This is a genomic window from Pantoea sp. A4 (assembly GCF_000295955.2).
GTDB lineage: Bacteria > Pseudomonadota > Gammaproteobacteria > Enterobacterales > Enterobacteriaceae > Pantoea > Pantoea multigeneris.
Map to the genome: position 1 here is coordinate 105,850 of NZ_ALXE01000021.1, position 13,130 is coordinate 118,979.

At 52.9% G+C, this 13,130-nt stretch carries 12 protein-coding genes; 5 read left to right on the forward strand and 7 right to left on the reverse strand.

Annotated elements, in window-relative coordinates; translation table 11 throughout:
* Nucleotides 1-18 precede the first annotated feature (18 nt).
* The 3 genes from nagC to nagB are packed head-to-tail and all read right to left on the reverse strand — an operon-like array spanning nt 19 to nt 3,243.
* Nucleotides 19-1,239 carry a DNA-binding transcriptional regulator NagC gene (nagC, locus tag B880_RS0108070; protein WP_017346880.1) on the reverse strand — a complete coding sequence of 407 codons (1,221 nt, stop codon included), beginning with the start codon at nt 1,237-1,239 and terminating at the stop codon, nt 19-21.
* Nucleotides 1,240-1,246: 7 nt separating this feature from the next.
* Nucleotides 1,247-2,395, reverse strand: a complete 1,149-nt coding sequence (gene nagA, locus B880_RS0108075; RefSeq protein ID WP_017346881.1) for an N-acetylglucosamine-6-phosphate deacetylase — start codon at nt 2,393-2,395, stop codon at nt 1,247-1,249.
* A gap of 47 nt (nt 2,396-2,442) precedes the next feature.
* Nucleotides 2,443-3,243, reverse strand: coding sequence for a glucosamine-6-phosphate deaminase (nagB, locus tag B880_RS0108080; RefSeq protein ID WP_017346882.1), 801 nt, complete (start codon nt 3,241-3,243; stop codon nt 2,443-2,445).
* Nucleotides 3,244-3,559: 316 nt separating this feature from the next.
* On the opposite strand from nagB, the gene nagE reads away from it, so the two are divergent.
* From nagE to B880_RS0108095, 3 genes are all read left to right on the forward strand, one after another.
* On the forward strand, nt 3,560-5,593 hold the full coding sequence (gene nagE / locus B880_RS0108085; protein WP_026042492.1) for an N-acetylglucosamine-specific PTS transporter subunit IIBC: 2,034 nt from the start codon (nt 3,560-3,562) through the stop codon (nt 5,591-5,593).
* Nucleotides 5,594-5,743: 150 nt separating this feature from the next.
* Nucleotides 5,744-7,411 carry a glutamine--tRNA ligase gene (gene glnS, locus B880_RS0108090; RefSeq protein WP_017346884.1) on the forward strand — a complete coding sequence of 556 codons (1,668 nt, stop codon included), beginning with the start codon at nt 5,744-5,746 and terminating at the stop codon, nt 7,409-7,411.
* Between the two features lie 161 nt (nt 7,412-7,572).
* The gene (locus B880_RS0108095) at nt 7,573-7,965 is read left to right on the forward strand and encodes a hypothetical protein (protein ID WP_017346885.1); all 393 of its coding nucleotides are present in this window, start codon (nt 7,573-7,575) and stop codon (nt 7,963-7,965) included.
* A 50-nt stretch (nt 7,966-8,015) separates the two neighbouring features.
* On the opposite strand, the gene fur is transcribed toward B880_RS0108095, so the two are convergent.
* The 4 genes from fur to ybfF all read right to left on the reverse strand — a co-directional run bounded on the left by fur (nt 8,016) and on the right by ybfF (nt 10,670).
* Entirely contained in the window at nt 8,016-8,459 is a 444-nt protein-coding gene (gene fur / locus B880_RS0108100) for a ferric iron uptake transcriptional regulator (protein WP_017346886.1), read from the reverse strand.
* Between the two features lie 348 nt (nt 8,460-8,807).
* Nucleotides 8,808-9,338 (reverse strand): flavodoxin FldA, encoded by a 531-nt coding sequence (gene fldA / locus B880_RS0108105; RefSeq protein ID WP_017346887.1) that lies wholly within the window; start codon nt 9,336-9,338, stop codon nt 8,808-8,810.
* A 129-nt stretch (nt 9,339-9,467) separates the two neighbouring features.
* Nucleotides 9,468-9,749, reverse strand: coding sequence for a LexA regulated protein (gene ybfE / locus B880_RS0108110; protein WP_017346888.1), 282 nt, complete (start codon nt 9,747-9,749; stop codon nt 9,468-9,470).
* Nucleotides 9,750-9,905: 156 nt separating this feature from the next.
* Nucleotides 9,906-10,670: an esterase gene (ybfF, locus tag B880_RS0108115; RefSeq protein WP_017346889.1), complete on the reverse strand. Its 765-nt coding sequence runs from the start codon at nt 10,668-10,670 to the stop codon at nt 9,906-9,908.
* A gap of 246 nt (nt 10,671-10,916) precedes the next feature.
* Here ybfF and seqA point away from each other — a divergent pair, with 246 nt between their 5' ends.
* Together seqA and pgm are read left to right on the forward strand one after the other, a co-directional pair.
* A complete protein-coding gene (gene seqA / locus B880_RS0108120) occupies nt 10,917-11,453 on the forward strand; it encodes a replication initiation negative regulator SeqA (protein ID WP_017346890.1) in 537 nt (178 codons plus the stop codon).
* Between the two features lie 25 nt (nt 11,454-11,478).
* On the forward strand, nt 11,479-13,119 hold the full coding sequence (pgm, locus tag B880_RS0108125) for a phosphoglucomutase (alpha-D-glucose-1,6-bisphosphate-dependent) (protein WP_017346891.1): 1,641 nt from the start codon (nt 11,479-11,481) through the stop codon (nt 13,117-13,119).
* Nucleotides 13,120-13,130: the final 11 nt, after the last annotated feature.

The window sequence follows — 13,130 nt, forward strand, 5'->3', positions numbered from 1 at the left end:
TAATAAGAGGAAGCTCTGTTAGTTTTCCATCAGATGTACCAGCAACAGGCCATTTAGCATGGCGCGTTTAGCCAGTGCAAAGGCACCGATAGCGGAACGGTGATCGAGTTCGGAGCGCACCACCGGCAGATTGCGGCGGAAAGCTTCCAGTGACTGGGTATTGATGCAGCCCGCAATGGCCGGGAACAGCACTTTTTCTGCCTCGGTGATCTCTCCCGCCAGCACGATTTTCTGCGGATTAAACAAGTTAATCGCAATGGCGATGGCTTTGCCGAGATAGCGACCAACATACTCAACCACTTCACACGCCAGCGCATCGCCCTGATTGGCGGCTTTACAAATCTGTGGCATCTGGCAATTGTCCAGCGTCAGGGAGGTGGGGTAGCCCTGATTAATCAGATTGCGCACCCGACTTTCAATGGCACCGTTGGCCGCAATGGTCTCAAGGCAGCCAAAGTTGCCACAGTGACAGCGCTCACCCAACGGATCGACCTGAATATGGCCAATCTCCCCCACATTGCCGTTGCTACCGAGAAATATCTGTCCGTTGGTAATAATACCGGCACCGGTACCGCGATGCAGGCGCACCAGAATGGAGTCCGCGCAGTCGCGGCTTGCGCCAAAATAGTGCTCGGCCAGCGCCAGGCTGCGAATATCATGGCCGACAAAACTTTTGACGTTAAAGCGCGTCGTCAGATTAGCGACCAGCGGCCACTGGTTGACGCTGATGTGGGGCATATAGCGGATCACGCCATTAATCGGATCGACCAACCCAGGCAGGATCACCGCAATGGCAATCAACTGATGAATTTTACGCTGATGCTGGGCAATGAACTGTTCAATTGCGCGGAACAGGGCTGCTTCCAGTGTCTCCTGCGTGCGCTCGGGCAGGGGGTAATCTTCCAGCGCCAGCGATTTACCGCTCAGATCATACAGCGACAGCGTGGCGTCGTTACGCCCAAGGCGAATAGCAATGGTGTGAAAATGGCGTGTTTCGGTGATGATGGAGATAGGGCGGCGTCCACCGGTGGACGCCTGCTGATCGACTTCTTTAATCAAACCACGTTCAAGAAGCTGGCGAGTAATTTTCGTGACGCTGGCGGGGGCGAGCTGGCTCAGTTCCGCAATTTGGATCCGGGAGATGGGGCCTTGTTGGTCAATCAGCCGGTAAACGGCGGCGCTATTGAGTTGTTTAACAAGATCGACATTTCCTATTTGTGCCTGGCCGCCAGTGGTCATTCCGTAATTACTCGCTGAGGACGTCGTCTCCATTGACCAACGTCTTGATGATTTTGTAGTCGCGCGTGAACAGCGTGAGGTTAGCGACTTTTCCTTCGCTCACCGACCCCAGACGTTGTTCCACGCCCATTGCTCGTGCCGGGTAGAGGGTAGCCATGCGTAACGCTTCATCCAGAGCGATACCGACATGTTCTACGCTGTTGCGCACCGCTTCAATCATGGTCAAAGCGGAACCGCTTAGCGTACCGTTTTCATCTACACACAGTCCGTCACGATAGTATATGGTTTTGCCCGCAAAGATGAACTTTTCAATCTGCGCGCCTGCCGGGGCGGTGGCATCCGTCACCAGCACCAGTTTGTCGCCTTTGATTTTCTTTGCGTTACGTACGTTAGCGTAATGGACATGCAAACCATCTGCAATAATGCCGCAATAAACATCCGGTGAATCAAACAGCGCACCGATCAGACCCGGTTCACGGCCAGCAAAGGTCGGCATGGCGTTATAGAGATGGGTCGCGAAGGTGACGCCCGCACGAAAACCCGTAACGGCTTGCTCATAGGTGGCGCATGAGTGGCCTGCTGAAACCATAATCCCCGCCGCCGTCAGCTGGCGAATCACTTCCGGTGAGACATTTTCCGGTGCCAGCGTCACTTTGCTGATCACATCCGCGTTGTCGCAGAGGTACTGCACTAATGCGGGATCGGGCTGGCGGATCAAGGCGGGATCGTGCGTGCCCTTTTTGCCTTTGTTTAACCACGGGCCTTCAAGGTGCAGGCCAAGCGCCTGATTCTGATGGTGTTGCAGCCAGCTACGCATGGTTTCAATGGCGCGTACCATCAGTTCATCACGGCTGGTGATCAACGTTGGCAGGAAGCTGGTACAGCCCGACTTTTCGTTGGCGCGCTGCATAATCGACAACGTTTCAACGCTCAGCGCATTGATATCATCGTTGAATTGCACACCGCCGCAGCCGTTGAGTTGCAGATCGATAAATCCGGGAGCGATGGACGCGCCTGAAACATCGCGCTGTTCCACCTGTGGCGGAAGGTCTGCAACGGGGCAGACGCGTTCGATCAGACCGTCCGCAATAACTACAGCATGATTATCAAGTACTTCATAGCCGGTATAAATTCGGCCATTAACGAATGCGTACATCATTTTCTCCCGGCTTAATCCTTTCTGTATCACGGCACTAGGCGGCGTTATACGTTTTTTATGTTTTCCGCTTCCATTTCGCGGAAATATTTCACGGTTTTGACTTTCAGCTCCAGGGTCGCGGGTTCATCACACACCACCACGGATTTTGCATGCAACTGTAAGCAGCTGATGGTCCACATATGGTTGACGTTCCCTTCGACCGCAGCCTGCAATGCTAGCGCTTTGACCTGGCCAATCACCAGAATCATCACCTCTTCGGCATCCAACAGCGTGCCGACGCCCACAGTAAGGGCATATTTAGGCACTAAATCGACGTTGCCATTGAAAAAGCGCGAGTTGGCGACGCGGGTTTCATGGGTCAGCGTTTTGATACGGGTGCGGGAAGCCAGCGAGGAAGCAGGTTCATTAAACGCGATGTGACCGTCGTTGCCTACGCCCCCCATAAACAGATGAATTTTACCCAGTGCGCGGATCTTTTCTTCATAGCGGCGACATTCTGCGTCAATGTCCGGCGCATTGCCATTGAGAAGATTGATATTTTCCGGCTGGATGTCGACATGATCGAAAAAGTTACGGTACATGAAGCTGTGATAGCTTTCCGGGTGCTCTTTAGGCAGGCCGACGTACTCATCCATATTGAACGTCACCACGTGGCGGAAGCTAACCTGGCCTGATTTATGCATCTCAATAAGGTGTTTGTATGCTTCCAGTGGGGTGCCGCCAGTCGGTAAACCGAGGACAAAAGGACGCTCTGCGGTGGGATTAAACGCATTGATGCGGTTAACAATGTGGCGAGCGGCCCATTTTCCTACCTGGGTTGGTGTGGCGAGGGGAATTAGTCTCATGTTTGGCCTCAACGTTTAAAATGAAAGCGGTGGTGGCGCGGCCATCGCGGGCATTTACAGTGTACGTCATGTTGCCTGGATGGGTACGACCAGATATTTCGCATCATAAAATAAGCTGGGTGGTTTTTCTAGCACTGTTGGTGGTTATTATCGTTTTATGGTGATAATTATCACAGATGGTGAGTATTTAATTTGCGAAGCGAATTAAATACTCTTTACAATTCTTCACCAGTACTGTTATGTCATACAAAATGCCAGCTGGTCATCATCCTGATCGATGCCGTGATAACAGCTTGTCTCAAGGGGAAAAATATCAATGTTAAGTTACTTACAGAGAGTCGGGCGCTCTCTTATGGTGCCGGTTGCCACCTTGCCTGCGGCCGCCATCCTGATGGGAGTGGGGTACTGGATTGATCCTACTGGCTGGGGACAAAGCAATGCACTGGCAGCGCTGTTCATCAAGTCGGGTTCGGCGATTATCGACAACATGGCGGTGCTGTTTGCCATTGGTGTCGCCTACGGCATGTCAAAAGACAAAGACGGTGCAGCCGCGCTGACGGGCTACGTCGGTTTCCTCGTGGTGACAACGCTCTGTTCACCTGCTGCTGTGTCGATGATTCAAAAAATCCCTCTCGACCAGGTGCCCGCCGCATTCGGTAAAATTAACACCCAGTTTATCGGCATCATGGTGGGGATTATCTCGGCGGAGGTGTATAACCGCACCAGCCACGTTGAGTTACCTAAGGCACTGGCTTTCTTTAGTGGCCGTCGTCTGGTGCCGATTCTGGTCTCTTTCCTGATGATCGCCGTCGCATTTGTACTGATGTACGTGTGGCCAGTGATCTTTAGCGGTCTGGTCAGCTTTGGTGAGCACATTCAGAAACTGGGGTCAGTCGGGGCCGGGATTTACGCCTTCTTCAACCGTCTGCTGATTCCGGTTGGTCTGCATCACGCCCTGAATTCGGTGTTCTGGTTTGATGTAGCGGGCATCAACGATATTCCTAAATTCCTCGGTGCCGCGCAGTCTATCGCCGATGGTTCGGGCATCCCTGGCATTACCGGCCGTTATCAGGCGGGCTTCTTCCCGGTGATGATGTTTGGTTTACCGGGTGCAGCCCTGGCCATTTATCACTGCGCTCGTCCGGAAAACCGGGTCAAAGTCGGCAGTATCATGCTGGCAGCCGCCTTTGCTTCCTTCTTTACCGGTATTACCGAACCGCTGGAATTCTCCTTCATGTTCGTCGCCCCGGTGTTGTATCTGATTCATGCAGTACTGACCGGTATTTCCGTGTTTATCGCCGCGCAAATGCACTGGATTGCCGGTTTTGGTTTCAGTGCGGGCTTAGTCGACCTGTTCTTATCGACGCGTAACCCGCTGGCAGTGCACTGGTACATGTTGATTCCACAAGGCGTGGTGTTTTCACTTATCTACTACACCGTGTTCCGCTTCACCATTAAGCGCTTCAACCTGCTGACGCCGGGTCGCGAACTGTCAGTGGCGGGTGATGAAAGCGATGGCTATGACGTGAATGTTGAGCACAGTGATAACGGTGAAAATAAAACCGAAAACCTGGCACGCCGCTATATTGGTGCCGTGGGTGGCTCAGAAAACCTCTCGGTGATTGATGCCTGTATTACCCGCCTGCGCCTGACGGTGAAAGACGCGGCACAGGTGAACGAAGGTCTGGCGAAAAAACTCGGCGCTTCCGGGGTGATCCGCCTGAACAAGCAGAGCGTACAGATTATTGTCGGCACGCAGGCCGAAATTATCGCCAATGCCATGAAGCGCGTGTTGCAGAAAGGCCCGGTCGCACCTGCTGAAGCCGCACCTGCCACGGCACCGGTTGCACCTGTGGCCGCAGCGGCACCGGCACCTGCCAGCGCAGGGAAGGTGGTCGCAACACTGCTGGCGCCCGTAAGCGGTGTGATTGTAACGCTGGAAGATGTGCCCGATGAAGCCTTCGCCAGTGGTGCCGTAGGCGAAGGTCTGGCAATTAAGCCGCGTGATGGTTTAGTGGTTGCGCCTATTGGCGGCACCATCGTGAAAATCTTCCCGACCAACCATGCGTTCTGCCTTGAAACCGACAACGGGGTGCAAATCGTGGTGCATATGGGGCTGGATACCGTGGCACTTGATGGCAAAGGCTTTACCCGCTTGGTGGAAGAAGATGCCGTCGTCACCGCCGGCCAGCCGGTGCTGGAGATGGATCTTGCCTGGTTAAATGCTAACGCGCGTTCCATGGTCAGCCCGGTCGTGGTCAGCAACAGCGACGAGTTTGTTGGGCTGAATCTTCTGGCGCGTGGCCAGGTTGAAGCGGGCAAAACGCCGCTGTTTGAAGTTAAAGGTTAATTTCCCCGCAGTTTCCCGCAAGGCAGGAAGCGATTCCTGCCTTTTTTATTCGCAAGCCCACACAAACAGGTTGTTTCCCGACGGCGCTTTGTGGATCATAATCCGTTAATTCGTGATGCCATCATTAGCTTTGTATTGAGGATTTTTGAGATGAGTGAGGCTGAAGCCCGCCCAACGAACTTTATTCGTCAGATCATCGACGAAGATTTGGCGAGCGGTAAGCACAACAGCGTGCATACCCGTTTCCCGCCTGAACCCAATGGCTATCTGCATATTGGTCATGCGAAATCTATCTGCCTGAACTTTGGCATCGCACAAGACTATCAAGGTCAGTGCAACCTGCGTTTCGACGACACCAACCCAGTAAAAGAAGACATGGAGTTCGTTGAATCCATCAAGCGTGACGTAGAGTGGCTTGGCTTCGCGTGGAGCGGCAATGTACGCTATTCCTCTGACTATTTTGATCAGCTGCATCAGTATGCGGTTGAACTGATCAACAAAGGCCTGGCCTATGTTGATGAACTGTCGGCTGATGAGATTCGCGAATACCGTGGCTCGCTGACCGCGCCGGGTAAAAACAGCCCGTACCGCGATCGCAGCGTGGAAGAGAACCTCGCCCTGTTCGAAAAAATGCGCAGCGGTGGTTTTGCTGAAGGTAAAGCCTGCCTGCGTGCCAAAATTGATATGGCTTCCAGCTTTATCGTGCTGCGCGATCCAGTGCTGTACCGCATCAAGTTCGCTGAACACCACCAGACCGGTGAAAAGTGGTGCATCTACCCGATGTACGACTTTACCCACTGTATTTCTGATGCGCTGGAAGGCATTACGCACTCGCTGTGTACGCTGGAGTTCCAGGATAACCGCCGCCTGTATGACTGGGTGCTGGATAACATCACGATTCCGGTGCACCCGCGTCAGTACGAGTTCTCTCGTCTTAACCTCGAATACGCCGTGATGTCGAAGCGCAAGCTGACGCAGCTGGTGAGCGAAAATGTGGTCGAGAGCTGGGATGATCCACGTATGCTGACCGTTTCTGGTCTGCGTCGTCGTGGGTACAGTGCCGCCTCTATTCGTGAGTTTTGCCGCCGGATTGGTGTGACTAAACAGGACAACATCGTAGAGATGGCGTCGCTGGAGTCCTGCATTCGTGACGATCTCAACGAAAATGCACCGCGTGCTATGGCCGTTATCGATCCGATCAAAGTGGTACTGGAAAACCTGCCAGCCGATCACGCTGAAATTATTACGATGCCTAACCATCCTAATAAACCAGAAATGGGTACGCGTGAAGTGCCATTCAGCCATGAAGTGTGGATTGATCGCGCGGATTTCCGTGAAGAAGCCAACAAACAGTACAAACGTCTGGTGCTGGGCAAGGAAGTACGTCTGCGTAATGCTTACGTGATCCGTGCCGATCGCGTTGAGAAAGATGACGCAGGCAATATCACTACGGTGTACTGCTCGGTTGATCTCGATACGTTGAGCAAAGATCCGGCTGACGGACGCAAAGTGAAAGGCGTGATCCACTGGGTTTCAGCGCAGCATGCGCTGCCAGCAGAAATTCGCCTGTACGACCGTCTGTTTAGCGTAGCGAATCCGGGTGCGGAAGAGGACTTCCTCACCGCGATCAACCCTGATTCTCTGCAAATCAAGCAGGGCTTCGTTGAAGCGAGCCTGGCTGATGCGGTAGTCAGCGCACCTTACCAGTTCGAACGCGAAGGCTACTTCTGTGCCGACAGCGTCTACAGCAAACCGGGTCATCTGGTGTTCAACCGTACGGTTGGCCTGCGTGATACCTGGGCAAAAGCGGGCGAGTAATCGCTGAATGAAAAAAACGCCTGATTTCAGGCGTTTTTTTTATCTGCAGGATGGGCGTTGTCTGATATTCACGCAATTTAGGTATTCTCTGAGGCAAACAGGCAAGATTTCGGTAGGCTGGGAGCCATAAAGTTCATTCATAACAGGAAGTCGTAAGGAAAATGACATCTCTTGCTCAGGAAGCTCGCCATAGTGTTGTGGAGTTGCACCAACTGATCGAACAAATTTTTAATCACTCCAACGATTCAGATGCTATGTCACTGTTTCTCTCGCACTTTCACCCGGAATTTACCATGGTGACACCACAAGGTGCGGCGTTAAATTTTAATGATACTGAAGCGCTGTTTCGCCGTCTGCAAGGGGCGAGAGAGGGCATGCGCATCGCAACCTGCGAGCATCGTTTGATTTCATCGCACGAAAAAGAAGTGACGGTGCAATACCGCGAAATACAGATGATGAATGGTGAAAGCCATAGCCGCATCGCTGTTGCGGTGCTGGATTTTAGCTCGCGCGTGCCGCGCTGGCGCTACCTGCAAGAGACCCGAGTGGTCTAAAGAGATAAAAAAAACCCGCCGAAGTGGCGGGTTTTTTACTGCATCAAAGATTAATCGTTGTGCAGTGTTTCATCTTCACGGCAGTCACCAGACGCACAGTGACCATACAGGTACAGGCTGTGGTTGGTCAGTTTAATACCGTGACGCGTCGCGATATCTTTCTGGCGGGTCTCGATGGATTCATCGCTGAACTCAATCACTTTACCGCAGTCCAGGCAGATCAGGTGATCGTGGTGCTGCTGCTGAGTCAGTTCGAAAACAGACTTGCCACCTTCAAAGTTGTGACGGGTGACAATGCCAGCATCGTCGAATTGGTTAAGAACGCGATAAACGGTTGCGAGGCCAATCTCTTCGCCGATATCGATCAGACGTTTGTACAAATCTTCCGCACTGACATGATGGCATGCAGGTTCCTGAAGCACTTCCAGAATTTTCAGTCGTGGAAGCGTGACTTTCAGGCCTGCCTTCTTCAATGCGGAGTTGTTGTCAGTCATGCGGATATTGTCCTGTTACTTAGCGAGTCACTTTGTGGCACTTGGCCTTGAATGTTGGTCACGCGCTATTCTCATTTGCGTCTCATTATAGAACCGACGCAGCAAAATGAAAACCCGAACACCGGATAAATCAACACAGGCTGTAAGGCGAAGAGTCTTGAGCCAGAGGTGGAGCATCAGATGTCGGTTGTTCCGCTGTCCTGCAATCCAGGAGGAGAATAGGCGGATGACCGTTGTGGGTATTGTACAGTGTTGCAGGTGAAAATAAAAAACGTGTGGCTATTATTTCTATCGCTGTTTCCTTTCTATCAATGTGAGCCAGCGCTCACATTGATGGAAAAAGGCACATCAGGCGTTGATGATCGCGTCTAAATGCAGTTCATCTTTAATTTGCTTCACCCAGCCGTCAACGCGTTGGTTAGTCAATTCTGGCTGGCGATCTTCATCGATGCACAGACCGAGGAAGTGTTTGTCATCGGCCAGGCCTTTAGAGGCTTCAAAGTGGTAGCCTTCGGTTGGCCAGTTGCCGACAATCACCGCACCGTTCGGCTCGATGATGTCACGGATGGTGCCCAACGCATCACAGAAGTATTCAGCGTAATCTTCCTGATCGCCGCAGCCAAACAGCGCAACCAGTTTGCCGTTGCAGTCCACTTCTTCCAGCGTCGGGAAGAAATCGTCCCAGTCACACTGTGCTTCGCCGTAGTACCAGGTAGGAATACCCAGCAACAGAATGTCGTAACCTTCCAGATCTTCTTTGGTACTTTTAGCGATGTCGTGCACGTCAGCAACGTCTTTGCCCAGCTGCTTCTGGATCATTTTCGCAATATTTTCAGTGTTGCCGGTATCGCTGCCAAAGAAGATGCCTACGATTGCCATGGATAAAAAACCTCTTACATCCGGATTGTGGGATAAATGTGTATGCCTGCGTAATTGTGCGAATGATAGCAGACCGGGGAGAGGGGCGGTACTTTATCAGCCCCTGGTTTGTGTTACTGCGTGCGGTTTCTACTCATCCGCTGCTTTGAGTTGCGCCAGCAGAATTTGTTCAATTAATTCGCTACGACTGATGTTGCGAAGCTCAGCAAGGGTGTTCAGTGCTTCAACGGCTTCACTGTTCAGTTTAAGTTCGACACGGCGCAATCCGCGCACCTTATCGCGTTTTAACTGGTTGCGCTTATTGATACGCAGTTGCTCATCGCGCGAAAGCGGGCTGGTCTTGGGACGACCGGGGCGGCGCTCATCGGCAAACAGATCGAGCGTGGTACGATCAGTGTTTTCTTTAGCCATGACTCTGTGAAACTGAATGGGCGCACACTGCGCGATGTTTATTTAGGTATCATTCAGGCCTACTCACCGAGCATGGCCTGAAATTTTAGCGCGCCATCATACTCTAGCCTGGCGGCGTACGCCAACCCTAAACCACTGGTCGGCAAGCAATTGCTGTTAAAGTGCAAAAAATCGCCGCACGCTACGCAGTACCGCTTCGGGTTTTTCTGCATGAACCCAGTGTCCGGCTCCGCTGATGACATACGCATGGGCGGCCGGGAACTGACGTAACAGGGCATCACGGTAGCGATTATCCAGATACGGTGATTCACTGCCGCGAATAAACAGCGCTGGCTCAGGCCAGGCGGGAATCTCTTCCCAGCCAGAAATCGTGCTGTAGTTATCCCAGAGTACCGGCACATTGAAGCGCCACTCGCCCTCCTGGAATGACTTCAACAGGAACTGAATCACGCCCTCTTCAGGCAAGCGTTCGCGCATCAACTGCGCCGCCTCGCTGCGGGAAACGATACCTGCCGCGGTCACGGCGCGAATTGCCGCGAAAATTTCATCATGACGTCGGGTTTGATAATCCACTGGCGCAATGTCGATCATCACGAGCTGCTCGACACGCTCAGGGGCAATGGCGCTCATGGTCATGGCAATCTTTCCGCCCATGGAGTGGCCAATGACGGAAACCCGATCAATACCCAGGTGGTCCAGCGTGTCGAACATGTCCTGTGCCATGGCGCGGTAGTTCATCTCTTCGCTTCGTGGCGAAAGGCCGTGATTACGCACATCCACCTGAATCAGGGGGCGATCGTTTTTCAGGCCGCGCGCCAGGCCGCCGAGGTTGTCCAGGCTACCAAACAGGCCATGAATTAGCAGAATAGGGAGAGAATCAGCAGTCGATTGTTCAGTTTGCAGACGAGCGTTCAAAATCATGGCAAAGTTCTTTACGGTTGTGACCTTGCCTTAGGGTATCATGCTTCCACGATTTCGGGGGGCTAGCGTGCAATTGGGTGATATTCTGACTTTTGCGGTTAATCGGTTTGAAGACTTTCGACCCACCTGAATTTAACTTTATAATCCTGATGTTAGAACCCGTTCCCGGCGTGTACAGGCCAGATTTTTCTTAACTCTGTATGCGGTTGGTCGGTTCTGTCATGAGCAAGAACGATACGGACCAAGATGAAAACGATTGAAGTTGACGAAGATCTCTACCGCTACATTGCCAGCCATACTCAACACATTGGGGAGAGCGCCTCTGACATTTTACGGCGGATGCTTAAATTTACGCCTGGGCAAGCAGCGCCTGTTGCTGCGGTCAGCCGCCCGGCAGAAAGCATTGCACCAAAAGAGACGCGCAAAGGGCCACAGGATCGCGTACGTGCGGTGCGTGAATTACTGTTGTCAGATGAGTATGCCGAGCAGAAAAAAGCGGTTAACCGCTTTATGCTGATTTTGTCAACGCTGTATCGTCTTGATCCACAAGCGTTTTCCGATGCTTCTGCGTCACTGCAGGGGCGCACTCGTGTCTATTTTGCGGGTGATGAGCAGACGCTGTTGCAAAATGGCACCCATACGAAGCCGAAGCACGTGCCAGGCACGCCGTACTGGGTGATTACCAATACCAATACCGGTCGCAAATGCAGCATGGTAGAGCATATTATGCTGGCAATGCAGTTCCCGGCGGAACTGACAGAGAAAGTTTGCGGCACCATTTAAACCGAAGCGTCAGGGAGAAGCGCCAATGGCCAATCACCCCCGTGCAGGACAACCTGCCCGTCAGAGCGATTTGATTAACGTTGCACAATTAACGTCACAGTACTACGTCCTTAAGCCCGATGCTGCCAATCCGGATCATGCGGTGAAGTTCGGCACTTCCGGCCACCGCGGTAGCGCTGGGCGTCAGAGCTTTAATGAGCAACATATCCTGGCCATTGCCCAGGCGATTGCCGAAGATCGCCAAAAGAACGGGATCACCGGTCCGTGTTATGTCGGCAAAGATACGCATGCGCTGTCGGAGCCGGCCATCATCTCGGTGCTGGAAGTGCTGGCAGCGAACGGTGTGGATGTCATTGTTCAACAGGACAACGGCTACACGCCAACCCCTGCTATCTCGAATGCCATTCTCGAACATAACAAACGTGGCGGCGCACAGGCTGACGGTATTGTTATCACGCCTTCGCACAACCCACCGGAAGATGGGGGTATCAAGTACAATCCGCCAAACGGCGGCCCGGCTGATACCAACGTCACGAAAGTGGTAGAAGATCGTGCTAATCAACTGATCAAAGGTGAGCTGAAAGACGTTAAGCGCTTGCCACTGGATCAGGCGTGGGCGAGTGGCCGCATCGTTGAGCAGGATTTGATTCAGCCTTACGTTGAAGGCCTGGCACAGGTGATTGATTTCCCGGCGATTCAAAAAGCGGGCTTGAAAATCGGTGTTGATCCACTGGGTGGATCAGGCATGGCCTACTGGCAGCGCATTGCCGAGCATTACAAGCTGGATATCACCATCGTTAACGATGCGATCGACCAGACCTTCCGCTTTATGCATCTGGATAAAGATGGCGTCGTACGCATGGACTGTTCGTCAGAGTGCGCGATGGCCGGTTTGCTGGCCTATAAAGACAAGTTCGATCTCGCCTTCGGTAACGATCCCGACTACGACCGTCATGGCATTGTCACCCCGGCAGGGCTGATGAACCCGAACCACTATCTGGCCGTGGCGATCAACTATCTGTTCCAGCACCGTCCGCAGTGGGGCAAAGAGGTTGCCGTGGGTAAAACCCTGGTCTCCAGCGCCATGATTGACCGCGTTGTTGAAGATATTGGCCGTAAGCTGGTTGAAGTGCCGGTGGGCTTTAAGTGGTTTGTGGATGGCCTGTTTGATGGCAGCTTTGGCTTTGGTGGCGAAGAGAGTGCCGGGGCTTCGTTCCTGCGCTTCGACGGCTCAGCCTGGTCGACGGACAAAGACGGCATCATCCTTTGCCTGTTAGCGGCGGAAATCACCGCAGTAACCGGTAAAAATCCACAGCAGCACTATGATGAGCTGGCGCAGCGTTTTGGCGCGCCGAGCTACAACCGTTTGCAGGCTGCGGCAACCTCCGCGCAGAAGGCTGCACTGTCTAAGCTTTCACCGGAAATGGTGAGTGCCGATACTCTGGCAGGTGACCCGATCACTGCACGTCTGACGGCGGCACCAGGTAACGGCGCATCCATTGGCGGCCTGAAAGTGATGACCAAAAACGGCTGGTTTGCCGCTCGTCCTTCTGGCACAGAAGACGCGTACAAAATCTACTGTGAAAGTTTCCTCGGCGCTGAACATCGTCAGCAAATCGAGAAAGAAGCGGTAGAAATTGTCAGTGAAGTGTTGAAAAACGCCTGACAGAACAAATC